The 24,293-nt window shown below is 70.1% G+C and carries 17 protein-coding genes; 16 read left to right on the top strand and 1 reads right to left on the bottom strand.

From position 1 onward, the window contains the following. Positions 1–186 precede the first annotated feature (186 nt). The 12 genes from recG to NXI30_26535 all read left to right on the top strand — a co-directional run bounded on the left by recG (position 187) and on the right by NXI30_26535 (position 20,078). Positions 187–2,658, top strand: a complete 2,472-nt coding sequence (gene recG, locus NXI30_26590; protein MCR9097803.1) for an ATP-dependent DNA helicase RecG — start codon at positions 187–189, stop codon at positions 2,656–2,658. 112 nt (positions 2,659–2,770) lie between these two features. Then, the gene (locus NXI30_26585) at positions 2,771–3,400 is read left to right on the top strand and encodes a hypothetical protein (GenBank protein MCR9097802.1); all 630 of its coding nucleotides are present in this window, start codon (positions 2,771–2,773) and stop codon (positions 3,398–3,400) included. Positions 3,401–3,765: 365 nt separating this feature from the next. Continuing rightward, positions 3,766–5,484, top strand: coding sequence for a 2-isopropylmalate synthase (gene leuA, locus NXI30_26580; protein MCR9097801.1), 1,719 nt, complete (start codon positions 3,766–3,768; stop codon positions 5,482–5,484). Positions 5,485–5,619: 135 nt separating this feature from the next. Beyond that, the gene (locus tag NXI30_26575; protein MCR9097800.1) at positions 5,620–6,780 is read left to right on the top strand and encodes an exonuclease SbcCD subunit D; all 1,161 of its coding nucleotides are present in this window, start codon (positions 5,620–5,622) and stop codon (positions 6,778–6,780) included. Then, entirely contained in the window at positions 6,777–9,875 is a 3,099-nt protein-coding gene (locus tag NXI30_26570) for an SMC family ATPase (GenBank protein MCR9097799.1), read from the top strand. The genes NXI30_26575 and NXI30_26570 overlap by 4 nt, the downstream gene beginning before the upstream one ends. Beyond that, positions 9,872–11,272: an amino acid permease gene (locus NXI30_26565; protein MCR9097798.1), complete on the top strand. Its 1,401-nt coding sequence runs from the start codon at positions 9,872–9,874 to the stop codon at positions 11,270–11,272. The genes NXI30_26570 and NXI30_26565 overlap by 4 nt, the downstream gene beginning before the upstream one ends. A 552-nt stretch (positions 11,273–11,824) precedes the next feature. Continuing rightward, positions 11,825–13,030, top strand: coding sequence for an aminotransferase class I/II-fold pyridoxal phosphate-dependent enzyme (locus NXI30_26560; protein MCR9097797.1), 1,206 nt, complete (start codon positions 11,825–11,827; stop codon positions 13,028–13,030). Positions 13,031–13,068: 38 nt separating this feature from the next. Then, positions 13,069–14,406: a homoserine dehydrogenase gene (locus NXI30_26555; GenBank protein MCR9097796.1), complete on the top strand. Its 1,338-nt coding sequence runs from the start codon at positions 13,069–13,071 to the stop codon at positions 14,404–14,406. Positions 14,407–14,408: 2 nt separating this feature from the next. Beyond that, positions 14,409–15,770, top strand: coding sequence for a threonine synthase (gene thrC, locus NXI30_26550; protein ID MCR9097795.1), 1,362 nt, complete (start codon positions 14,409–14,411; stop codon positions 15,768–15,770). Positions 15,771–15,849: 79 nt separating this feature from the next. Then, on the top strand, positions 15,850–16,476 hold the full coding sequence (locus NXI30_26545) for a riboflavin synthase (protein MCR9097794.1): 627 nt from the start codon (positions 15,850–15,852) through the stop codon (positions 16,474–16,476). A gap of 55 nt (positions 16,477–16,531) precedes the next feature. Continuing rightward, a complete protein-coding gene (locus tag NXI30_26540) occupies positions 16,532–19,348 on the top strand; it encodes a trypsin-like peptidase domain-containing protein (GenBank protein ID MCR9097793.1) in 2,817 nt (938 codons plus the stop codon). 37 nt (positions 19,349–19,385) lie between these two features. Beyond that, entirely contained in the window at positions 19,386–20,078 is a 693-nt protein-coding gene (locus NXI30_26535) for a glutathione S-transferase N-terminal domain-containing protein (protein ID MCR9097792.1), read from the top strand. Between the two features lie 33 nt (positions 20,079–20,111). Here NXI30_26535 and mgtE read toward each other — a convergent pair whose 3' ends face one another. Beyond that, positions 20,112–21,467, bottom strand: a complete 1,356-nt coding sequence (gene mgtE, locus NXI30_26530) for a magnesium transporter (protein MCR9097791.1) — start codon at positions 21,465–21,467, stop codon at positions 20,112–20,114. A gap of 354 nt (positions 21,468–21,821) precedes the next feature. Between mgtE and NXI30_26525 the strand changes: the two genes are divergently transcribed. The 4 genes from NXI30_26525 to NXI30_26510 all read left to right on the top strand — a co-directional run bounded on the left by NXI30_26525 (position 21,822) and on the right by NXI30_26510 (position 24,196). Further along, complete coding sequence (locus tag NXI30_26525; GenBank protein MCR9097790.1) at positions 21,822–22,718, top strand: hypothetical protein; 897 nt, start codon at positions 21,822–21,824, stop codon at positions 22,716–22,718. 291 nt (positions 22,719–23,009) lie between these two features. After that, positions 23,010–23,243: a KH domain-containing protein gene (locus tag NXI30_26520; protein MCR9097789.1), complete on the top strand. Its 234-nt coding sequence runs from the start codon at positions 23,010–23,012 to the stop codon at positions 23,241–23,243. Positions 23,244–23,423: 180 nt separating this feature from the next. Continuing rightward, positions 23,424–23,936, top strand: a complete 513-nt coding sequence (locus NXI30_26515) for a hypothetical protein (GenBank protein MCR9097788.1) — start codon at positions 23,424–23,426, stop codon at positions 23,934–23,936. Between the two features lie 173 nt (positions 23,937–24,109). Then, positions 24,110–24,196 (top strand): AURKAIP1/COX24 domain-containing protein, encoded by an 87-nt coding sequence (locus NXI30_26510; protein ID MCR9097787.1) that lies wholly within the window; start codon positions 24,110–24,112, stop codon positions 24,194–24,196. The last annotated feature ends 97 nt before the right edge of the window (positions 24,197–24,293 follow it).

Raw genomic sequence — 24,293 nt, 5'->3', positions numbered from 1 at the left:
GCACGCCATCTCCGCGATCTGCTCGCTGCGCTGTCCTCGGCGTGCGGGAGTACGCCTGCGGGCGCTCCGCTCCGCGGATCGCGGATCTGACGCACTCTCGACGCCCTCAGGTTGGGTGCGGGAGTTCGCTTTTTGTTCGCCTTGCTTTACTCTGAGCGGGTTCTCTAGGCGGGGGCCGCGATTCGGATGGCCGAGACTCTCCACGATCAGGTTGCTGCGTTGCACGGGGCCGTCGTGGCGCTCGGGCGGGCGGAGGAGTCCGGGGATCCCGAGAAGAGGGCGCCGGCGGCCGCCGAAGAGCAGGCGGCGAAGCGCCTCGGGCAGCTGCTGGGGCGGCCGCTTCCGAAGGAGCTGCGCGCGCGCCTCCAGAAGGTCGAGAAGCGGCTCGGCGCGCGGAAACCCGAGGCTCCGCGGCGGGACGTCGGTCGCGAGATCCTCGAGCTGATCGACCCGCTCGGGCGGGCGGGCTGGCCCGACGAGCTGCTCGCCAAGTCGCTGGCGGCGCTTCCCGGGGTCGGACCCAAGAAGGCGGAAGGCTTCGCGCGTCGCGGCTTCGAGCGGGTGAGCGATCTGCTCTTCTGGCTGCCCGCGCGCTACGAGGATCGCCGCCAGGTCCTGACGGTCGGCGAGCTGAAGGTCGGGGCGACGGCGACCTTCGTGGGCGAGGTGAAGGTCGTCGACTGGGTGCCGACGCGCCGGGGCGGGCGCTTCGGGAAGATCTTCCAGGCGGTGGTCGGCGACGACGACTCGATCGTGACCCTCAAGTGGTTCCGCGGCGGGGACGCGATCGCCAAGAGCCTGCAGAAGGGACGGCAGGTCCTCGTGAGCGGAGAGGTCAAGCGCTACCGCTTCTCGAAGGAGCTGATCCACCCGGACGTGGAGGTGCTGCGCGCGCCGAAGTCGGAGGAGGGCGAGGACGGCGAGGGCGGCGAAACGGCCGAGCCGAAGCCGGCGCCGCGCGTCTCGAAGGACGACGCCGAGCTCGGTCGCGTCGTTCCCGTCTATACCGCGCCGGAGGGCATGAACCCGCGTACGCTCCGGCGGCTGATCGGTCAGGCGGTCGAGGCCTACAGCGACCTGGTCGTGGGGCATCTCCCGGCGGACGTCGTCTCGCAGCGCGGGCTTCCGAGCGTCTCGGTCGCGCTTCGAGCGCTTCACCGGCCCGAGGCGGACGTCGACGTCGAGCAGTACGCGACCTTCGCCTCCCCTGCCCACGAGCGGCTCGTGCTCGAGGAGCTCTACCTGCTGGAGCTCGGTCTCGCGATGCGACGCGCGAAGACCAGCCAGCGGCCGGGGGTCGCGATCGATTCGACGCGGCCCGAATCGCGGACCGCGGCGAAGGCGCTGCCGTGGAAGCTGACCGGGGCGCAGCGCCGGGTGATCGGCGAGATCCTGGGCGACCTCGCGCGGCCCCATCCGATGAACCGGCTCGTACAGGGCGACGTCGGGAGTGGGAAGACGGCGGTGGCGATGCTCTCGGCGGTGGCGGTCGCCGCGTGCGGCGGGCAGACGGCGCTAATGGCCCCGACCGAGCTCCTCGCGGAGCAGCACTACCGGACGCTCACGAAGATGGTCGAGAGCGGCGGCGACGCGATCCCGCTTCGCGTAGGGCTCCTGACGGCGTCGCTGCCGCGGGCGGAGATCAAGCAGGTGCGCGGGCTGCTGGCGATGGGCGAGATCGATCTCGTCGTGGGCACCCACGCGCTCGTGGCCGGCGAGATCACCTTCAAGGACCTCGTCCTCTCGATCGTCGACGAGCAGCACCGCTTCGGCGTGATGCAGCGCGCGGCACTCAGCGCGCCGCGTCCGGACGGGCGCTACCCGCACCGCATGGTCATGACCGCGACGCCGATCCCTCGCAGCCTCGCGATGACCCTCTACGGCGAGCTCGACCTGTCCGTGATCGACGAGCTGCCGCCGGGGCGAAAGCCGATCGAGACGATCCTGCTCCGCTCCGGCGAGGGCCAGCGCGTGATGGAGCTGATCCGCGACACCCTCGAGCGGAACGAGCGCGTCTACGTCGTCTACCCCCTCGTCGAAGAGAGCGAGAAGATGGACCTGCGCTCGGCGATCGACTCCGCCGAGTCGATCGGCCGCGCCTTCCCGGATCATCGGGTCGATCTCGTGCACGGGCGCCTCGACGCGGCGGATCGCCAGGCGGCGATGGAGCGCTTCGCGACCGGCGCTTCGTCGATCCTGGTCGCGACGACGGTGATCGAGGTCGGCGTCGACGTGCCCGAGGCGACGCTCATGGTGATCGAGCACGCGGAGCGCTTCGGCCTCGCGCAGCTCCATCAGCTTCGCGGCCGGGTGGGGCGCGGCGGTGCGAAGGGATCGTGCGTGCTCGTCGCGCGCGGGAGCAGCGAGAAGAGCGAGCAGCGGCTGCGTGCGATGACCCGGACGACGGACGGATTCAAGATCGCGGACGCCGACCTCGACATTCGCGGCCCCGGCGACTTTCTGGGCACCCGCCAGAGCGGACACCTCCCGGAGCTGCGGATCGCCGATCTGCTGCGCGACACGCTCCTCGTCGCGGCGGCGCGGAACATCGCCCGACGCGAGGTGGACGCGGATCCGACCCTCCAGCACGTGCCAGCCACCCGGCGCGCGGTTCGTGCGCGTTGGGGCAGCCGGATCGACCTGTCCGGGGTGGGATGAAGCCACGCTCGCGGCGCCCCGCGCTTCTTTTTCGGGCCGATCGTGGGAGAAATGTGTCGATTTCTCCGAGTTTCGCATTATGTTGGGGTGAAATAGACTCGGAACAGCCCCCGTGTATTGCCGCGAAATCGTCCATCCCGCCGACCTCCAGGAGGTCCAGGCGCTCCGCTACGCGGTCCTCGTCGAGGAGATGGGACGGCTCCACCCCGAAGCAGATCCGCAGACCCGGCGGCTGGCGGAACCGCTGGATCGCGGAACGATCCACGTAGGGGCCTTTGAGCGCGACGCGGACGGCGAGCCGAGGCTGATCGGTGCGTTGCGGATCCACGTGCCCGGTCGGGGGGATCTCGAAGCCTTCGCCGAGTTCCACCCCGCGATCCTGTCGTCCGAGGGGCCGCGGACCGGTGTCGTCTCGCGGCTGGTCACGGCGCAGGACGCGCGAGGTGGACGTGGGGGGGCAGGGCTCGCCCTCGCGATCGAGGCCTATCGGTTCGCCCTCGCGGAGCAGCTCGAGGTGGTCGAGATCGACTGCCATGCGTCGCTCGTGGGGTTCTTCGAGTGGCTCGGATTCGTCGTGACCCGACGCTTCGAGCACCCCGTGTTCGGCGACGTCGCGCTCCTGCGGATCCGCCCCTTCGACCGGGCCGCACTGGCCGAGGCGAAGTCGGTCCTCGTCGACGTCTTCGACGCCTGGGCGGCGGACGAGGGGCACGCAGTGGCCGCGACACGGGCTCAAGCTTGACGCCCGTCCCACCGTTCCCTACTACCCGATGCCATGAACGAGTTCACGAACCACGCCAGCCGGACCCTTCTCGGGCTTCTCGCGCTCCTGCTCCTTATCGGGGCGGGCGGGGCTGCCTAGCGTCTGGACTGAGAAACGGTTCACGAACGACGAAGCCCTTCCCGCCTGACCGGCCGGAGGGGCTTTTGCTTTCGCGCCCCATTGACGGGCGCGATGACAGGCCGGCAGACGCGCCGGCCCGTCGCGTCGGGCACCTCTCCAATCGGTCTCGCGGGCGGGGCACGGAGAGAACGATGGATTCGCATTCCGAACGAGACAGGGAACGAGGAGACGGGGTTCGTCCGGCCGGGAATCGGCCGGATACGATGCCCCACGACCGCTATCGGCCTTTCGTGCGCTTCGAGCTTCCGGATCGCACATGGCCCGATCGCGTGCTCGACCACGCGCCGCGCTGGTGCAGCGTCGATCTTCGCGACGGGAACCAGGCCCTCGTCGAGCCGATGGGATGGGATCGGAAGATCCGTCTCTTCGAGTCCCTCGTCGCGATCGGCTTCCGCGAGATCGAGGTCGGCTTCCCGGCGGCCTCGCAGACGGACTTCGACTTCGTGCGCAGGATCATCGACGAGGAGCGCATCCCCGACGACGTGACGATCCAGGTCCTCGTGCAGTGCCGCGAGGATCTGATCGAACGCACCTTCGAGGCGATCGAAGGCGCGCCGAGCGCGATCGTGCACTTCTACAACTCGACGTCGCCGATCCAGCGCCGGGTCGTGTTCCAGCAGGACCGACCGGGGATCACGGAGATCGCAGTCGACGCGGCGAAGCGCGTGAAGAAGGCGGCGGCCGCGCGACCTTCCGAATCGATCCGCTTCGAGTACTCCCCGGAGAGCTACTCGACGACGGAGCTCGAGTACGCGGTCGAGATCAGCGAGGCGGTCATGGACGTGCTCGAGCCCGACGCGGCGAATCCGGTGATCCTGAACCTGCCGGCGACGGTGGAGGTCGCGACGCCCAACGTCTACGCCGACTCGATCGAGCTCTTCTGCCGGAGCCTGCGCGTGCGCGAGGCGGCGATCGTCAGCGTCCATCCGCACAACGATCGCGGCTGTGCCGTCGCGGCGGCGGAGCTCGGACTGCTCGCCGGGGCGGATCGGGTCGAGGGGACGCTCTTCGGGAACGGAGAGCGCACGGGAAACGTCGACGTCGTGACGCTGGCCCTCAATCTGATGAGTCAGGGCGTGGATCCGGAGCTGGACTTCCGCGACCTGCCGGCGCTGGTCCGGAAGGTCGAGCACGCGAATCGCCTGCCGGTGCATCCGCGCCATCCCTATGCCGGGGAGCTGGTCTACACGGCGTTCTCGGGATCCCATCAGGACGCGATCCGGAAGGGCCTGGCCGCCCTCGACGCGGAGTCGGTTCCGCACTGGGAGGTGCCCTACCTGCCGGTCGATCCCGCAGACGTCGGACGCAACTACGAGGCCGTGATCCGGATCAACTCCCAGTCGGGGAAGGGCGGGGTCGCGTACGTGCTCGAGACCGAGCACGGCTACGCGCTGCCGCGCCGGATGCAGATCGACTTCTCGAAGATCGTGCAGGCCTGGGCCGACGCGAACGAGGAGGAGCTGGTCAGCGAGCGCGTGAAGACGCTCTTCGAACGCACCTACCTCGACGTCGAAGGCGGGCCGAGGCTCGTCGGGAATCGCACGATCTCGAGCGGGGACGGCGCGAAGGACGTCGTCTCGGCGACCCTCGGCTGGGGCCGGGGACGGATCCCGGTCCAGGCGGAAGGCGCGGGCCCGATCGACGCGTTCGTCGCGGGACTCGGCGATGCGATCGGCGTTCCGCTCCGTATCGGCGACTACCACGAGCATGCCCTCGGTGCCGGAGCCGGGGCTACGGCGGTGGCCTACGTCGAGGTCGTCTTCGGCGCGAATCGTAGACTCTTCGGCGCGGGGCGCGCGGCGAGCATCGTCGATGCCTCGTTCCAGGCCGTCCTGTCCGCGGTCGCGCGGGCGGTCGCGCTCGGTTGGGTCGAGGTTCCGGCGGGCGTCGACGAGGTTCGGACCGGGACCGATCCGGACTGAGCATCGACCGGGGCGGGGGTCTTCGGGCCCTCGCCCCGGCGCTACCCTCGGTGTGACCGCTTCCGTCACGCGCCCCGGCGACGTTCCTCCGGGCGGAGGGTGCCGGAAGCGGGCTCGAGCGGAGGGGGAAGGGCGTTGCGCCTGCTGCACACGGCGGATTGGCATCTGGGGCGACTCTTCCACGGCGTCTCCCTGGTCGACGATCAGGCCCGCCTCCTCGACGAGCTCGCCCGCCTGATCGCCGAGTCGGCGATCGACGCCGTGCTGATCGCGGGTGACGTCTACGACCGGGCCGTACCGCCGCCGGATGCGGTGACCCTCTTCGATGCCTTCCTGGCGCGCGTCGCCGGGGAGCAGGGGGTTCCCGTCGTCGTGATCGCCGGCAACCACGACAGCGCGGATCGACTCGGCTTCGGCGCGCGTCTGCTCGCCGAGGGCGGGCTCCACGTCCGGGGTCGCCTCGAGGCCGATCCGAAGACGATCGAATTCACGGACGCGCACGGTCCCCTCGACGTGGTGGCGCTGCCCTTCGTCGATCCGCCCCACGCCCGGGCGACCCTCGACGACGCCGGGCTCCGCGATCACGACGCCTGCAACGCGGCGCTCCTCGCCCGGGCGCGCGCGTCGCTTCGCCCGGGCCGACGTCGGATCTGCGTGGCCCACGCCTTCGTGGCCGGCGCTTCGGACAGCGAGTCCGAGCGCCCGCTGGTCGTCGGGGGGGGCGGGCACGTCGCCGCCGCGCACTTCGAAGGCTTCGACTACGTGGCGCTCGGCCACCTCCACCGCCCCCAGCGCGTCTCCCGGGACGCCATCCGGTATTCGGGATCGTTGATGCCCTACAGCTTCGGCGAAGCGGCCCACGAGAAGAGCGTGTCGATCGTGGAGGTCGGAAGCGACGGCGCGGTCGCGATCGAGGCGGTCCCGCTCTCGCCGCGACGCGCGGTTCGGGTCGTCGAGGGGCGGCTCGCCGAGCTGCTCGATCGGACACCGGAAGGCGTCTCGAACGAGGACTACCTGCTCGTCCGACTGACTGATCCCGGCGCGCTCTTCCATCCGATGGCGCGCCTTCGCGAGCGCTACCCGAACGTGCTCCAGATCGAGCGGCCCGCGCTCGAGCGGGCCGCGAGCGGCGGCGCGGTGGCCGCACAGTCCCTGGCTCCGCGGACGCCCGAGGATCTCTTCGCGGACTTCTTCGAGGCCGTCATGGACCGCGAGATGGACGAAGGAGAGCGCGCCGCCCTCGCGGAGCTCGAGGCGCCGATTCCGGGAGCGGGTGGCTCGGAGGCGACGCCGTGAAGCCGCTGCGCGTCGAGATCGAGGCGTTCGGCTCCTTCGCGGATCGACAGCGGGTCGACTTCGAGGCGCTCGGATCCGATCGCCTCTTCCTGATCCACGGGCCGACCGGCGCGGGGAAGTCCACGATCCTCGAAGCGATCTGCTTCGCGCTCTACGGAACGCCCGCGGGCGCGGACGCGTCGGCGCCCCACCTGCGGAGTCAGCACGCCGACCCGGAGCGTCTCACCCGCGTCACGCTCTGGTTCGCGCTCGGCGACGTGCGCTACCGGATCGAGCGAACGCCCCGCCAGCTCCGTCCGAAACGTCGGGGCGAGGGCTTCGTCGAAGAGCGCGGGACGGCGCTGATCGAACGCTTCAAGCCCGGCATGCCAGAGGACGGGCCGGGGGAGCCCCTCGCGACGAAGCAGAGCGATGTCGACGCCGCGGTGCGGAACCTGCTCGGTCTCGATCGATCCCAGTTCCGGCAGGTGATCCTGCTGCCGCAGGGCGAGTTCCGGCGCCTGCTCGAAGCGTCGAGCAAGGAGCGCCAGGAAATCCTCTCGCGGCTCTTCGACATCGACCGCTACGCCGATCTCGAGCGCCGCCTGAAGGGCGCCGCGGATCAGCTCCGCAACGAGCTCGGGCGGGTCGAGGAGCGTCGGGCGACGCTGCTCGGGCAGGCGGAGGCCGAGAACGAGGAAGCGTTCGCGCTTCGGCGGAAGGCGCTCGGCGCCGAGATCGACGAGGCGCGGACGGCCCTCGAGGCCTCGGTCGAGACGGAACGTGTCGCCCGGGACGCGCTCGAGCGGGGACGGGTGGATCGGGAGCGGCTGCAGGCGCGGGAGACCGCGGTGAAGCAGCACGCGTCGCTCGCTGCGCGGAAGCCCGAGTTCGAGCACGAGCGGGACCGGCTGCGAGACGCCGTGCGTGCGGAGCCGGTCGTGCTGCGTTTCGACGCCTGGGCCAACGCACGTCGGGCCTCGGAGGAGGCGGCACGGCGGCTGGAGGGGGCCACGGCAGCGGTCCGCGCGGCGGACGAGGCCCTCGAAGGGGCACGCAACGACGAATTCGCTGCGCGAGAGCGGACCCCCGAGCTCCGGGGACTCGAGGAGACGGTCGCTCGGTTGCGCGCATCGAGTGAGGCGGTCGCCCGTCTCGAGACGCTGCGGGCGGAACACGCGGAGCGGGTCACGGCCCAGGCGGCGCTCGCGCAGCGCCTCGAGCGCGAGGCGGCGCTCGCGACCGAGGCGCAGCGGGCGCTGGCGACGCTCGAGGAGCAGGCGGAGCGGCATGCCGCCTTGCTCGAGGCCCAGCGGACACGGACCGAGGCGCGATCCGCGCTGGCCGCGCGTCTCGAGCGAGCCCGACGGCGTGCGGCGCTCGAGACGGCACTGGCGCGACGGGCGGAGCGGCTCACGCGACTCGACGCCGGGATCGACGCCGAACGCGCGGAGCTGGCCCTCGCGGAAGCCGCGCTTCGCGAGGCTCAGGCGCAGGACCGGGCGGCCGCGGCGCATCGCCTGGCGGCGACCCTCGTCGCCGGGGAGTCCTGCCCGGTCTGCGGCTCCACCGAACATCCCGCGAAGGCCTCGGAGGCGGCGACCGATCGGGCGCCCGGAGAGGCGGGGGGCGAGGTCGAGATCGAGGCGCTCGAAGACCGGGTGGCGCGTCTTCGCGCGCACCTCGAGCCACAGGTGGCGGAGCGCGCGGGGCTGGCGGGCGAGCAGGCCTCCGAGACGCGTGCCCTCGACGCCCTCCGAGGAGACGGCGAGTCCTCGGAGGACCGGGCCGACGAGCACGATGATCTTGCGTCGCTCGACGTCGCGCTCGCCGAGGCCGACCGCGCGATCGAGGACGCCCAGGCCGCGCTCGCGACGGCGACGCAGGCGAGCGAGGCGCTCGCGGAGCGACGCGCCGGGTTCGAGCGTCTGCGCGCGCCCCTCGAAGACCTTCGTCGCGAGCACGCGGGCGGAGAAGCCGCGATCGAGACGTCGGCGCAGAACCTCGCGACGCAGGCGGCCGCGCTTCCCGCGGAGGCGAGGACGCCGGAGGCGCTCGCCGAGGCCCTCTCGGCCTCCGAGACGCGGCGGTCGGCCCTGGCCGAGCGGATCGAGGCGACGGCCGCCGCGGTGGGGGACGCCGTCCGCGTACGCGCGGAGCGGGAGGCGACGCGGGTCGCGGTCGTGGAGGAACATCAGCGCACGAGGGCGTCGGTCGCCGAAGCCGAGCAGGCCGCCGACCAGGCCAGAGCGCGCGCCGGCTTCGAGGACGAGCGGGCGCTGCGCGCCGCGTATCTCGACGAGGCCGCGCGCGCCGAGCTGCAGGGGCGGGTCGACGCCTTCGATCGGGATCTCGAATCCGCGCGGCGGGTCGAGGAGACGGCGATCGCGGCGGCGGAGGGCGCGAGCGTCGTCGACGTGGAGGCGCTCGCGACCGCGTTCGAAGCGGCGAACCGCGACCGGTCGGCGCGGCAGGATGCGGTCGGGCGCCTCGAGGAGCGGGCCGCGGGGTGGGCACGACTGGCGGCGTCGCTCGAGAAGCTGATCGAAGAGAACGGGACGCTGGTGGCGCGCTACGAGCGGATCGGCGGGCTCGCGAACGTGGCCGGCGGCGAGAATCCGGAGCGGGTGTCCTTCCAGCGCTTCGTACTCGCGGCGTTCCTCGACGAAGTGCTCGCCCTGGCGACGGTCTCGCTCCGGCGGATGAGCAAGGGGCGCTACGCCCTGCAGCGCGTGACCGAGCTGGGCGACCGGCGTCGTCGCGCCGGGCTCGATCTCGCGGTCTGGGATGCGCACACGGGCCAGGAGCGCCCGGTGGCGACGCTCTCCGGGGGCGAGTCGTTCTGCGCCGCCCTCGCGCTCGCCCTCGGGCTCGCGGACGTCGTCCAGCGCCACAGCGGTGGGACGCGACTCGATGCGATCTTCGTGGACGAAGGCTTCGGTTCCCTGGATCCGGAGAGTCTCGAGCTCGCACTGGCGACCCTCGTCGAGCTGCAGTCCGGCGGGCGCATGGTCGGTCTGATCTCCCACGTCCCCGAGCTGCAGGAGCGGATCGACACGCGGATCGCCGTCCAGCCCGGTCGAGGCGGGAGCTCCCTGTCGGTGACTCGGCCTTGAGCGCGTCGAGCGGGGGAGCCGACGCGCCGGCGTCTCATCCGCGCGACCGCCTGCCGCGCGTGCTCGGGCTCCGGGACGCGTCGATGCTGATCGTCGCGTCGGTCGTGGGGAGCGGCATCTTCTTCACGCCGGCGCAGGTGGCGGGGCTGCTGCCGGGGGCGGGATGGATCCTGGCGGCCTGGATCGTGGGGGCGCTGATCTCGTTGGCGGGCGCCTTCGCGAACGCGGAGCTCGGTGCGATGTTCCCGCGCGCCGGGGGCGACTACGTCTATCTCCGCGAAGGGCTCCACCCGGCGGCGGGCTTCCTGGTCGGCTGGCTCTCGTTCTTCGCGATCTACACCGGCACGATCGCCGCGCTGGCGGTCGTCTTCGCCGAGTCCCTGGCGCCCTCGCTCGGCCTGGAGCGGCCGGGGATCATCGGTCTCGCGTCGATGGCGATCGGGGTCTGCTCTCTTCTCAATCTGCGCGGGACGCGCTGGGGCGCCTCGCTCAACAACTTCACCTCCGGCGCCAAGATCGGCGCCCTGGCGGTCTTCGTGCTCGTGGCCCCCATACTCGGCGACGGCACCTTCGCGCCCTGGTCGCCGGAAGCGATCGCCGCGCGCGGGGACGCCGCGCGGGGCGGCTGGTTCGCCTTCGGGCAGGCGCTCTCGCCGATCCTCTTCTCCTATCTCGGGTGGAACGCGTGCGTCTACGTGGCCAGCGAGATCGAGGAACCGACGCGGAATCTGCCGCGCTCGCTCTTTCTCGGGCTCGGGATCTGCAGCGCGCTCTACGTGGCGGTCAACGTCGTGTACTTCTACGCGCTCACCCCGGCGGAGCTGCGGGATACGGTGGATGCCGGCGAGGCGGCGGCGCGCTCGCTCTTCGGGCCCGTCGGGGCGGCATGGGTCTCGGCCTTCGTCCTGGTCTCGGTGCTCGGGACCCTGAACGCAACCGTGCTCGTCGGACCGCGGATCGTCTACGCGATGGCTCTCGACGGCATGTTCCTGCGACGGGCGGACCGGGTGCACGACGGGTTCCAGACCCCGAGCGCCGCGATCGGAGTTCAGGCGGTCGTCTCGATCGCGCTCGTGGTCTTCCTGGAGAGCTTCCCGCGTGCCCTCGATTTCACCGTCTTCGGCATCGTCCTGGCGACGTCCGCGGACACGCTCGCGCTCTTCGCCCTCCGCCTCAGGCAGCCGGAGCGCCCCCGCCCGTACCGGGCGTGGGGCTATCCCTGGATCCCGGCGCTCTACCTGGCGGTGAATCTCGCGATCGGCGCGGCGATCGCCCTCTCCCGGCCCGGGGAGGCCGCGGTCACCGTGGCGCTCCTTGCCGGCGGGCTGCTGGTCTACGGCGTCTTCGTGTGGCCTCGCGGCGGCGCGGAGGGGGCCCCGCCAGCGCCCGGGGTGTGAGGATCCCGCGACGTCCCGGGAAGGCGCGCCGAATCGCCCACCGCCGGTACCTGGGAGGTGATTTCTCCAGTAAGATCGGGCGATTCGAAGGGGTCCCAACGGGATGATCGATCGCCACCTGCACGCTTGCGCCACCGCCGAGACCGCCGCCCGAGCCCCGGGCGGATGCGCCGCGGCGACGCGCGCGACGACGGGGGCGGCTCGCTAGCCCGCCGGGGCCGGGGGATCCGAAGGGATCGATCCAGGAAACGGTGGGCGGGCGACGGACGGGCAGGGCGCTGCCTGCTCCGGGTGCGGCAGGAGGCGGAACCTCCTCCCTCTCCGGAAGCGGCGCAGCAACCCGAACGGGTCGGCTCCGAGGCGGGTCTCATGCAGCGGCCATTCCCAGGGTCCAGGGCATTCCCCCGAGAGAGCGACCGAAACGTCCGACACGAACCGGGCCGATCCCTTCGATGAGGGTGGCCTCGGCGCGTCGGGCGGGAACGCGAAGTGGAACGCGAACGAGTCGGCGAATCGTCGAGCGCTCCGGACCCTCGAAACGAGAAGACCGACATGACGGATTCCTTCCGACACGATTTCAACAAGCTGAACCGACTTCCTCCCTACATCCTCTCCGAGGTGACGGAGCTGACTCGCGCCGGTCGCCGCGCGGGCGAGGACATCATCGACCTCGGCATGGGCAATCCGGACCTGGCCACGCCGAAGCACGTGATCGACAAGATCTGCGAGGCGGCCCAGGACCCGCGCAACCACCGCTACTCCTCGAGCCAGGGCCTGCCGAACCTGCGCGCCGGGATCACGGAGTGGTACAAGCGCCTCCACGACGTGGATCTCGATCCGGCGACGGAAGCGGTCGCCGTGATCGGCGCCAAGGAAGGCCTCAGCCACTTCGTCCTGATGACCGCGGGCCCGGGAGACGTCGTGCTGGTCCCCGATCCGGCGTACCCGATCCACCAGTACTCGGTGATCATCGCCGGGGCCGACCTGCGCAGGGTCCCGCTGAACCACGAGAGCGACTTCATCGAGAATCTCGAGCAGGCGGTCAGCCGGACCTGGCCGAAGCCGAAGATGCTCATCATCTCGTTCCCGGCGAACCCGACCACGCACATCATCGACCTCGCCTTCCTCGAACGGATCGTCGAGTTCGCCCGGGCGAACGACCTGATGATCCTGCACGACTTCGCCTACGCGGAGATCGCCTTCGACGGATACAAGCCGCCGTCGATCCTCGAGGTCCCGGGCGCGAAGGACATCGCGATCGAGTTCGTGTCCTTCTCGAAGAGCCACTCGATGGCCGGCTGGCGCGTGGGCTTCGCCTGCGGCAACCCGCAGATGATCCACGCCCTCAAGCGGATCAAGTCCTACCTCGACTACGGCATGCCTCAGGCGATCCAGATCGGCGCGATCACCGCGCTGCGCGGTCCGCAGGACTGCGTCGCGGAGAACTGCGCGATCTACAAGGAGCGTCGCGACGTCCTGATCGACGGGCTCGCGGCCCCGGGTGAAGGCCAATGGAAGATCGAGAAGCCCCTCGCGACGATGTTCGTGTGGGCGCCGATTCCGGAGCCCTGGGCGCAGGTCGGTTCTCTCGAGTTCTCGAAGCGGCTGCTCAAGGAGGCGGGCGTCGCCGTCTCGCCGGGCGTCGGCTTCGGCGAGGGCGGCGAGGGCCACGTGCGCTTCGCGCTGGTCGAGAACAAGCACCGGATCCGCCAGGCGGTGCGCGGAATCCGTCGCTTCTTCCGGGAAGCGAAGCTCTAGCAACGGTCCGGCCGAAGCCGGACACCGAGGAGAACGAGATGAGCGGCAATCAGGATGGCATCGGCGTCGGGCTGATCGGCTTCGGCACGATCGGAACGGGCGTGGTCAAGGTGCTCGCGGACAATGCCGCGGAGATCGAACAGCGCCTCGGCTTCCCGCTGCGCATGGTTCGGATCGCCGATCTCGACCAGGACACGGACCGGGGCGTCGACCTCACGGGGATCCACTTCGATGCGGACGCCAGCGCGCTGATCGCCGACCCGAACGTCCATATCGTGATCGAGCTCGTCGGCGGCTACGACGTGCCCAAGAAGTTCATCCTCGAAGCCTTCGAGGCGGGCAAGCACGTCGTGACCGCGAACAAGGCGCTGCTTGCGATGTACGGCCGCGAAATCTTCGGCGCCGCCTCCGAGAAGGGCCTCGACATCGCCTTCGAGGCGGCGGTCGGCGGCGGGATCCCGATCCTGCGCTCGCTGCGCGAGGGCCTGGCGGCGAACCAGATCGAGACCGTGCTCGGGATCCTGAACGGCACGACGAACTACGTGCTGACCGAGATGGAGTCGACGGGGGAGGACTTCGACGTCGTCCTCAAGCGCGCCCAGGAGCTCGGCTACGCCGAGGCGGACCCGACCTTCGATGTCGAGGGGATCGACGCAGCGCACAAGCTCGCGCTCCTCACGACGATGGCCTACGGCGCCGAGGTCGTGTTCGAGGAGATTCCGACCGAAGGCATCCGCGGTCTCCTGCCCCTGGACTTCGAGCTGGCGGACGACTTCGGCTACAAGATCAAGCTCCTCGGCGTCGCGAAGTGTCACCGGGCCGACGACGGGACGGAGCGGATCGAGTCGCGGGTCCAGCCGACGATGGTTCCGAAGACGAGCATGCTGGCGAACGTCGATGGCGCGATGAACGCCGTCGAGGTGATCGGCAACGCCGTCGGCCCGACGCTCTACTACGGCGCCGGGGCGGGCGAGATGCCGACGGCGAGCGCGGTGGTCGGGGACCTGATCGAGATCGCCCGCGAGATCAAGCGCGGCGAGGCCGGCCCGGTCGCGCCGCTCAGCTATCTGCCCCAGCACATCGTCGCCAAGGAGACGGTCCCGGACAGCGAGGTCCTGGGCCGCGCCTACCTTCGTTTCACCGCGAAGGACGAGCCGGGCGTGCTCAGCAAGATCACCGGCGCGCTCGGAGCGGAAGGCGTCGGGATCGCGTCGGTCGTCCAGCGCGAGAGCGGATCCGGATCGGCGACCGTCCCGGTCATCGTCCTGACCCACACCGCCAGCGAAGCAGCCCTCAACGCCGCCCTCGCGAAGATCGAGCAGCTCGCCGAGGTCACGGAGTCGCCGCGGGTGATCCGGATCGAGGAGGAGGTCTAGTCATGTCCGAGGACGCGTCCGCGAAGCCGCAGCCGCGCGCCTGGTTCGAGTCGCTGGCCGACCCCGAAGAGCGCTATGGCCTCGACGAGGTGGTCTATACCGACTCGAACGGCGGGCTCCTGCAGGTCGTGCACGACATGGAGGAGCTCGCGAAGACCTCCGGTGCGGAATGGAAGGATCGCTTCGAGCGACGCGCGCGCAAGAACGAGTGGCCCTATGGCTCGGGCGTCTGGGGCAAGAAGGACTGGGTCCTCCCGGACATCGACAACGAGAACGTCGTCTCGATGTACGAGGGCCACACGAACCTCTTCTGGGCGGAGCGCTACGGCCGGGAGATCGGGCTCGACGACCTCTGGCTCAAGCTCTGCGGCAACAGCCACACCGGCTCCTTCAAGGACCTCGGGATGACGGTGCTCGTGTCCCAGGTGAAGCAGATGATCGCGAACGGGGCGGACATCCCCGCCGTCGCTTGCGCCTCCACGGGGGATACCTCGGCGGCGCTCTCCGCCTACGCCGCCGCCGCCGGCATCCCGGCGATCGTGTTCCTGCCGCGCGGCAAGATCTCCCTCGCCCAGCTGATCCAGCCCGTCGCGAACGGGGCGATCGTCTTCGCCCTCGACACGGACTTCGACGGTTGCATGGAGATCGTGAAGCAGGTCTCGGCCAACGACGGGGTCTATCTCGCGAACTCGATGAACAGTCTCCGCGTCGAGGGCCAGAAGACCGTCGGGCTCGAGATCGTGCAGCAGCTCGACTGGCAGGTGCCGGACTGGCTCGTGATCCCGGGCGGCAACCTCGGCAACGTGTCGGCCCTCGCGAAGGGCCTCGACATGCTCTTCGAGCTCGGCCTCGTGTCGAAGCGCCCGCGGATCTGCGTGGGGCAGGCCGAAGCCGCGAACCCGCTCTATCTGGCCTACCAGAAGGACTTCGAGGTCTTCGAGCCGATCGCGGCGCGCAAGACCGTGGCCTCGGCGATCCAGATCGGGAACCCCGTTTCCTATCTCAAGGCGGTCGACGCGCTCAAGCGCTACGACGGCGTCGTCGAGCAGGCGACGGAGTCCGAGATCCTGGAGGAGTGCGCGAAGGCGGATCGGACCGGGCTCTTCAACTGTCCGCACACGGGCGTCGCGCTCGTCGCGCTCCGGAAGCTCCAGGCACGCGGCCTCGTCGAGTCGAGCGACCAGGTGGTCGTCGTGTCGACGGCCCACGGGCTCAAGTTCGTGGACTCGAAGCTCGCGTATCACTCGATGGAGCTCGAAGGGATCGTCGCCGAGCATCCGAATCCGCCGATCGAGCTCGACGCGGACTACGGGACCGTTCGGGATCAGATGCTGCGCGAGATCGACGCGCGGTTCGGGCGCTGACTGCGGCGTCTCCCGGGTGGGCCGATTCCGGTCCGCTCGTGACGTCCGGTCGCCGGGAGGGCGCTAGAGTCCGCTCACCATGTTCACCGGAATCGTCGAGCACGTCGGCCGCATCGAATCCGTCGAGACTCTGCCGGACCTGTCCCGGTTCGTGATCGATCTCGGCCCGATCTCGAAAGGGGTCGGGCTCGGGGACTCGATCGCCGTCGCAGGCTGCTGCCTGACCGTGACGAAGATCGACGGGACCCGCTTCGGCTTCGAGGCGATCCAGGAGACCCGCGACAAGACCCGCGTGGGCGGCTTCGCCGAGGGCGATGGCGTGAACCTCGAGCGCGCGATGGGCGTCGGCGCCCGCTTCGACGGTCACATCGTCCAGGGGCACGTCGACGGCACCGGGCGCGTGCGCCGCTTCGACCGGGAGGGCACGGGGGGCAACGACGTCGAGCTCCACATCGAGTGCGACCCCGAGCTCGCCGGCCAGCTCGTCGACAAGGGATCCGTCACGATCGACGGGGTGTCCCTCACGGTCGTGAAGGTCGTCGAAGACGGCTTCCACGTCGCACTCATTCCGCACACCCTCGAGGTCACGACCCTGTCCGAGCTCACGCCGGGCGACCCGGTCAATCTCGAGGTCGACGTGTTCGGCAAGTACGTGAAGCAGTATCTCGATCGCGTGCTGCCGGGCATGGTGGCGACGGCGCGCTAGGCGTCGCGGATTCGCAGGGGGAGTCTTGAGGAGCGTTCTCGCCGGCTTGATTGCCGTGCTCGTCGTCGGGTCGGGATTCGCTCCCGCAGCCCGAGCCGTGACCGAGGCCCGCGCCTGGGAGGAGACCCTCGATCGCGTCGCGAACGCGGTGGTCGTCCTGCGTGTCTCGTCCCCTCGCGCCTTCGATGACGGTACGGCGGGAACGGCGACCGCGACGGGCTTCGTCGTCGATGCCGAACAGGGGCTGATCCTGACGAATCGCCACGTGGTGACCCCGGGGCCCGTGGTCGCCGAGGCGGTCTTCCTGAACAACGAGGAGGTCGACGTCCAGGCGGTCTACCGCGACCCGGTCCACGACTTCGGCCTCTTCCGCTACGACCCGGCCGCCGTCCGCTTCATCGAGACCGGCGAGCTCTCGCTCTCGCCCGAACGCGCCCGCGTCGGCACCGAGATCCGCGTCGTCGGCAACGATGCGGGGGAGAAGCTCTCGATCCTCCAGGGCACGATCGCGCGGCTCGATCGCGACGCCCCCGAATACGGGCGTGCCTCGTTCAACGACTTCAACACGTTCTACATTCAGGCCGCCTCTGGCACGTCCGGGGGGTCGTCCGGCTCGCCGGTGATCGACATCGACGGACGCGTCGTCGCGCTCAACGCGGCGGGACAGCGCTCGGCGGCCTCGAGCTTCTACCTGCCTCTCGATCGGGTGAAGCGAGCGGTCGATCTGCTCCGCGCCGGGCGTCCGGTGCCCCGCGGCACGCTGCAGACGGTCTTCGCCCATCTGCCCTTCGACGTGGTGCGACGGCTCGGGCTCGACGGGCAGACGGAGGCGCGGATTCGCGCGGCCTTCCCGGACGGGACCGGGATGATCGTCGTGCGTGAGGTCGTCCCGGGCGGGCCCGGAGACGGCGTGCTCCGGGCCGGGGACGTGCTCGTGGGCGTCGAAGGCCGGCCCGTCAATGCCTTCCTGCCGATCGAGTCGGCGCTCGACGCGCGGGTCGGGGGCACCGTCTCCCTGGATGTCGAGCGCGGGGGCGAGGCGCTTCGGGTCGAGCTCGAAGTGGGGGATCTCCACGCGATCACGCCGGACCACTACCTGGAGTTCGGAGGCGGCGTGCTGAACCCGCTCTCGTATCACATGGCCCGCAACGCAGCCGTGCCGGTCGAAGGCGTCTACGTCGCCGCCGGCGGCTACGCGCTCGGCTCCGCCGGGATCACGCGCCGTTCCGTGATCACCGAGGTGGCCGGCGAGCCGACGCCGACCCTCGAACGCTTCGAAGAGGTCGTCGCCGCGCAACCCCACGATTCGAAGATGCTCGTTCGCTTCTTCCAGCTCGGGCAACCGCGTTCGCCGCTGGTGGGGCTGCTGCGGAACGATCGTCGCTGGTTCTCCATGCGACACTGTCGCCGCGACGACTCGACCGGGCGGTGGCCCTGCGTCGAGTCCCCGCCGGCGCCGCCGATGGAGGCCGTTCGAGGAGGCGAGACGGATCTCGAGGTCGACGGGCCCTACGCGGTGCGTCGTGTGGCTTCGTCTCTCGTGATGGTCTCGACCTCGATCGCCTATCGCCTCGACGGCGTCCACGGCGATCAATTCCACGGTGCCGGGCTGGTGGTCGACGCGGAGCAGGGGCTCGTCGTCGTCGATCGGGAGACGGTGCCGATCGCGCTCGCCGACATCCGCCTGACGTTCGGGGGCGCCGTCGAGGTGCCCGGGGAGCTCGTCTATCTCCACCCCGAGCGGAATCTGGCGGTCGTTCGCTACGACCCGACCCTGCTCGGCGACACACCCGTCCGCGCGGCGAAGCTCCGGGACGCCGACCTCGAGGCGGGGGACGACGTCTGGCTCGTCGGGCTCACGTCGACGGAGCGAGTCGTGTCGCGATGGACGCGGATCGCGCGGAGCGAGCCCGTACAGCTCTCGATGACCCATCCGCCGCGCTTCCGGGAGGCGAACCTGGAGGTCGCGAGCGTCGAGGATCCCGCGCAGACCGTAGGGGGCGTACTGGCGGATCGTTTCGGGCGGGTGCTCTCGTTCTGGGCGTCGTTCTCGATGGGGAGCGGGGCGGCGGAAGGCTTCTTCGGCGCGATCCCCGCCTATCACGTATCGAGAATGGTGGAGCCGCTCTCGGAGGGCGGGCCCGTCGCCTGGCATTCGCTCGGAATCGAGCTCGAGCCGCTGACCCTGGCCGCAGCGCGGGATCGGGGCCTTCCGGAGGCCCAGGCGCGGCGGATCGAGAAGCACGCGCCGAGAACCAAGCGCGTCCTCTCGGTCGTCCGCCGCAGTCGCGGCCTGCCGGGGTTCGAGCTCTTCGCCGAGGGCGACCTGATCCTCTCGATCGGCGGCAAGCCGGTTTCGCGCGTGCGCGACCTCTACGGCGTGACCCGAGGCGGACGAGTCGAGATCGCCGTGCTGCGCGAAGGCGAGGTCGTGACCCTGGACGTCGAGCCGGCGCTGCTGTCGGGCGAGGGAACGACGCGGGCGGTGCTGTGGGGCGGCGCGCTGCTCCAGCCGGCGCATCCGGCGCTCGCGAGCCAGTACGGCATTCCGCGGGGCGGCGTCTACGTCTCGCGCCATTGGTTCGGCTCGCCCTCGACGCGCTACGGGCTCGAGGCCACGAGCCGGATCGTCGAGGTGGACGGGACGCCGGTCGCGGATCTCGACGCGTTCCTCGCCGCCGTCTCGGGAAAGGGCGACCGCGAGGCCGTTCGGCTCGAGACGCTCGATCTCGATGGGAAGCCGGACGTGATCACGCTCAAGCTCGACCTCGAGTATTGGCCGACCTACGAGCTGCGCCGGAACGAAGGTCAGTGGGAGCGTGTCGGGCTCGCCGTCGACGAGCCGACGACTCGCGTGGCGGTCAACGACTGAGACCCTCGGGCGCCGAGGCGAAGAGGAGGAGAGCGGCATGGGCATCTTCGACGTGGCGACGGCGACGGCGACGACGATCCTGCGCGGCGGGCTGGGACTGAAGACCGGCGCGGTCGGGGCGCGTCCCGAGAAGACGCTGATCCTCTACGAATTCGAGGGGTGTCCCTTCTGCCGGAAGGCACGGGAGGCCCTTTCGATCCTCGACCTCGAGGCGGAGATCCGCCCCTGTCCCAAGCGCGGCCACCGCTTCCGCGACGAGCTGATGGAGCGCGGGGGCAAGGCGCAGTTTCCCTATCTGGTCGATCCGAATACCGGCGCCGAGATGTACGAGTCCGCCGACATCGTCGACTATCTGTACCGCGAGTACGGAAGCGGCCCGGCCCCGGTGATGCTCGGCGGGAGCGCGCCCGCGACCTTCGCCGTCGCGCTCTCCGGGCTCGGCCGCGGTCCGGCGGGATCCTTCGTACGCGCGTCGAAGGCTCCCGAGCGGCCGCTCGAGCTCTACAGCTTCGAAGCGAGTCCGTTCTGTCGCCTGGTTCGCGAGCGCCTCTGCGAGCTCGAGCTGCCCTACCACCTGCACAACGTCGCCCGGGGCTCCGCCGCCCGCGAATCCTTCACGCGGCGTTCGGGAAAGATGCAGGTGCCGTATCTCGTCGACCCGAATACCGGGGTCGAGATGTTCGAGAGCGCCGACATCCTGGCGTATCTCGACGAGACCTACGCGGCCTGACGCGATTCCGAATTCGGCCGAGCGGCTCGCCGCTCAGACCATCCGATCCATCAGCAGCGTCGCGATCCCGAGGAACGAGAAGAACCCGAGGGCATCGACCGCGAAGGTCACGAGGACACCCGATCCGAGCGCCGGGTCCTGCTTCAGCGCTTTCAGGGCGAGGGGCACCGCGGCGCCGACGAGGCTCGCCGTCACCATCGTGACGACCATCGAGGCGAACAGGACGAATCCCATCCAGACGTTGCCGTGCAGGCCCCAGGCGATCCCGCCCGAAACCGCGCCGGCGGCGCTGCCGATCACGAGCCCGACCGCCATCTCCTTGCCGACCGCGCGAAGGCCACTCGAGAACTCGATCTCGCCGAGGGCGATCGCGCGCGTGATGACGGTGAGGGTCTGGATCCCGCCGTTTCCGCCGATTCCGGCGACGACGGGCAGGAAGATCGCGAGGCCGACCATCTGCTCGAGGGTGCCCTCGAAGAGACCGACGATCCCGCCCGCGGCGAAGGCCGTGACGAGGTTGATCATCATCCACGGCAGACGCTTGCGGATCGAGACCCGCGCCGACGTGAAGACGCGGTCCTCCTCGGAGAGGCCGGCCAGGTTGTAGATGTCCTGGGTGGCTTCCTCGGTGATCACGTCGATCACGTCGTCGACGGTGATCACGCCGAGCATCGTTCCGTCGACGTCCGTGACCGGGATCGCGAGCAGGTCGTAGCGCGCGACCAGCTGCGCCACTTCCTCCTGGTCCGCATCGGGCCCCGTCGAGAGCATCTCGCGAATCGCGAGGTCGCGGACCGGGGTGTCCGGCTGGGCGGTGACGAGGCGCCGGATCGGAACGACGCCCGTCAGGCGCTGGAGATCGTCGACGACGTAGAGGTAGAGGATCGCCTCGCTCGCTTCGAGACCGGCGGCGCGGAGCGAGTCGATCGCCTCCTGTGCGGTCATCTTCTCGTCGAGGGCGGAGAAGTTGGTGGTCATCGCGCGCCCGGCGCTGCGCGGGGGATAGAGCTCCGCGTGACGCAGCTCCTCGCGTCGGGCGACGGGCAGCTGCTTCAGCACGCTTCCGCGGCGCTCTTCGGGGATCGCCTCGACGAGCTCGAGCATGTCGTCGAGCTCGAGCCGGTCGAGGACCTCGGCCATGCGCTGGTCGGAGATCGCGTCGAGGATCTCCGGGAGCATGTCGTGAGGAAGCTCCATCAACATGATCGCCGCAAGGCGGTGCTTGAAGAGCAGGTCGACGACGATCCGGATCTCGTCGGGGGTCAGGTCGGCGAGCAGGGGCCCGAGATCCGCGGGGTGGATCCGCTCGAGCATCTTCTCCGCGCGGAAATGGGCACCGGTCTTGAGGAGCCGACGGAGGATGCGGGTCGTGACGACGGGCTGGGCCATGCCTGTTCCTCCTCGTCGTCCGTTCGGCGCACCGGGAAGTCCTGGCACGGGTCGGCGGGGTTCGCTCGGCCTCGGGTCCGCCGGGCGAGGGCGCCTCGCGGCGCCATGGGTACCCCAGAACCGGGGGCGCTTCTACCCCGGGCGATCTCCGCGCCGGGCCTGGCCTTCTCCCCGGGCTCGCTCCGGGGCTTCTTCGGTCGGACACGCCCGGGGCCCGCCGGAGATTCGCGTGTCCGAGGAGCCTTCGGCTGCCATCGCTCAAGGTTGCCGGTGAATTGCCGATCCAGGAAGGGAGAGGGTTCGAAACCTCCACGTCGAAGATCAGAAGTTCCGGGGCGGGGAGTAGGGGAAACGATGGCGAGGACACGACTCCGTGGAATTTCGGTCGGGGGGATCCAGATCGGGATCGAGGTACCGGAGGTCTACGAGTGGGCGTGGCCCGATTCACCGGTTTCCGAATTCCAGTGTCTACCGCGCGATCCCGAGGTGAACGTCGGCGTGCGCGTCGATGCGCCCGATCAGGCCGACCTCGGCGGCGAGCGTTATTCGGTCGGTGCGTGGACCTTCGAAGTCGCCCGGCTCTCCGATGGCGACTGGGTGATGGGCCTGTCCCGACGCGGGCGTCGCGAGAAGCTCGCTCGCTTCGATCGGGCGTTCGGCGCCGGCGAGATCATCGTCTCCGCCGAGACCGCGAAGTCGCGAGCCTATCCACTGCGTTGTCCCTTCGACGAGTGGATCGTGCTCCACCGTACGGTTGCGCGCGGGGGCCTCTGCCTGAACGCGAGCGCCTCGCCGCGAGAGGGCGGCGCGATCCTCCACCTGGGCGGAGGGCCCGCGGTGCCGGCCCACCGCTGGACCGTCCCGACCCCTTCGCTTCTCGGGCGGAGTGCGCTGCTCGTCCGCGAAGAGCGCGAGCACCTGCGTCTGTTCCGTGCGCCCTGGAGCGAGTCGATCGATCCGCGACTGCCCTTCGAGGTGCGCGTGCACGCGCTCGAGCGTGCGACCAGTGCAGAGGTGCCCTGGACGGAACGCCTCGACCCCGCCGATGCGGCGGACCTGCTCGTGACCCATGCGATCGTGCCGCTCTCCGACGAGGCCTTCCTCGATCGCGTTATGCGCAACGCGCAGCGCATCGCGCAGTCCGCCTGCGTGATCGAGCGCGGCGTCGCCGAGCGTGAGGAGTCGGACGCGCCGGTGCGCGAACCCGGGTGGGCAGAGGCCGGCGTGAACCTCGCTGCCGCCCGGAGCTGATCGCGCATCCGACATCCATTCCCGGAACGTCACGGAAAGGCCGGGTCGAACCCACCTCGGGGCACAAAAAGACCCGCTGGGGGGGCTTCACCTGTTGCGCCGCCCCTGGAAGGAAGGTTGACTGGAGCGGTCCCCTCGGGACCCGTCTGCACTCTCCCGCCTGCCCGCGGTACGATCGGTCATCGAAGCCGATTCCATCGGACCACGGAGGGGAGGTCGACGGACTCGGGGAGGCGCGCGCGACGACGGATCTCTGAATGCGGGTCACGATGACGAAGGGGTGTTGGAACGATGAAGCAGCTGATCGAGGACATCGTGAAGGCCCTGGTGGATCGCCCGGAAGAGGTGCAGATCAAGGAGGTCGTCGGTGACCACGCGCACGTGCTCGAGCTGCGCGTCTCGAAGGACGACCTCGGCAAGGTGATCGGGAAGGGCGGGGCGCATGCCTCGGCGATCCGGACCCTGATGGCCGCGGCGAGTGGCAAAGAGAAGAAGCGGTACATCCTCGAGATCATCGAGTACTGACGGGTCTTCACGCCGCGCTCGAGCGCGCGGCGCTACGCCGGGATCACCTGCGCACCCTCTGCCGCCTCGTTGCGGTGTGCAGGTTCGTTTTTCGACTTCGGTCGGAAGCCGTTCATTCCGATAGATCGGCTGGGCCGGACCGCGAGTCCGGCTTCACGATCGGATCGGAGGCCAGCGGCGATGAACGGCGAAGTCGAAGTGCAGGAAGCGTCGGGACAGGCAGCACGCCAGGTCCTCGGCGACGAGACCCGCGACCTCTTCGAGCAGGGACTGAAGGCGCTCGACGAGGGGCGTGTCTCGGAGGCGAGCGAGCGCCTTCGCGCCGCATACGATCAGGCACCCGACCACGCCCGCATCCGGTCCTATCTGGGCCTCGCGGTCGCGCGGGCCGGCGGAGACTTCCGCGAGGCGCGCACCCTCTGTGAAGAGGCCGCCCGCCAGGAGTTCTTCAACCCGGATCTCTACCTGAACCTCGCGAAGGTCTACCTCCGATTCGATCGTCGCTCCGAGGCGCTCCGGTATCTCCGCCGTGGTCAGATGATCGACCCCGGCCACGAGTCGATCCGCCGGACCATCGACTCGCTCGGTCAGCGCCGCCTGCCGATCGTGCCCTTCCTGCCGCGGCGTCATCCGGTGAACCGCGCCCTGGGAAACGCCCGGAGCAGGATGCTCGGCGCCTTCTCTCGCGCCTGAGGCGTTCGGCGCCAGAGGGAGGGGAGGGGGCGCGTCGGTTGCTTGACAGCGGCCGAGGGACTCCCTAAAAAGAGGCCCGCTTCGCGGCTTGACGCGCGAATCCGGTGCGATCCACGAGGAAGCCCGAGGCGCGCCCCGTGAGCGGGAAGAGACGAAGCGAGAGGAGAATCAGCGTGGGCAGCGTGATCAAGAAGCGCCGAAAGAAGATGCGGAAGCACAAGCAGCGCAAGCTTCTGAAGCGGCAGCGACACAAGAAGTAGTCGACCGGTGCGGCGCGATTGCCACGAGGCGAGCGCCGCGGACCGATCACAGCAGGAGCCGTACTCCGCGGGCCGAAAAGGCGCGTGTGAGCACGGC

It is taken from the genome of bacterium, assembly GCA_024742285.1.
GTDB lineage: Bacteria > Myxococcota_A > UBA9160 > UBA9160 > UBA4427 > UBA4427.
Note: the sequence above shows the minus strand (reverse complement) of the source record. Positions and strands in the feature narration are given on the sequence as shown.

What these genes read in the sequence shown, in the direction of transcription:
- NXI30_26515 (MCR9097788.1), top strand. Translation starts at nt 23,424, where the DNA reads ATGAACGGCGAAGTCGAAGTGCAGGAAGCGTCGGGACAGGCAGCACGC.
- thrC (MCR9097795.1), top strand. Translation starts at nt 14,409, where the DNA reads ATGTCCGAGGACGCGTCCGCGAAGCCGCAGCCGCGCGCCTGGTTCGAG.
- NXI30_26545 (MCR9097794.1), top strand. Translation starts at nt 15,850, where the DNA reads ATGTTCACCGGAATCGTCGAGCACGTCGGCCGCATCGAATCCGTCGAG.
- NXI30_26560 (MCR9097797.1), top strand. Translation starts at nt 11,825, where the DNA reads ATGACGGATTCCTTCCGACACGATTTCAACAAGCTGAACCGACTTCCT.
- NXI30_26520 (MCR9097789.1), top strand. Translation starts at nt 23,010, where the DNA reads ATGAAGCAGCTGATCGAGGACATCGTGAAGGCCCTGGTGGATCGCCCG.
- NXI30_26555 (MCR9097796.1), top strand. Translation starts at nt 13,069, where the DNA reads ATGAGCGGCAATCAGGATGGCATCGGCGTCGGGCTGATCGGCTTCGGC.
- NXI30_26525 (MCR9097790.1), top strand. Translation starts at nt 21,822, where the DNA reads ATGGCGAGGACACGACTCCGTGGAATTTCGGTCGGGGGGATCCAGATC.
- recG (MCR9097803.1), top strand. Translation starts at nt 187, where the DNA reads ATGGCCGAGACTCTCCACGATCAGGTTGCTGCGTTGCACGGGGCCGTC.
- leuA (MCR9097801.1), top strand. Translation starts at nt 3,766, where the DNA reads ATGCCCCACGACCGCTATCGGCCTTTCGTGCGCTTCGAGCTTCCGGAT.
- mgtE (MCR9097791.1), bottom strand. Translation starts at nt 21,467, where the DNA reads ATGGCCCAGCCCGTCGTCACGACCCGCATCCTCCGTCGGCTCCTCAAG.
- NXI30_26535 (MCR9097792.1), top strand. Translation starts at nt 19,386, where the DNA reads ATGGGCATCTTCGACGTGGCGACGGCGACGGCGACGACGATCCTGCGC.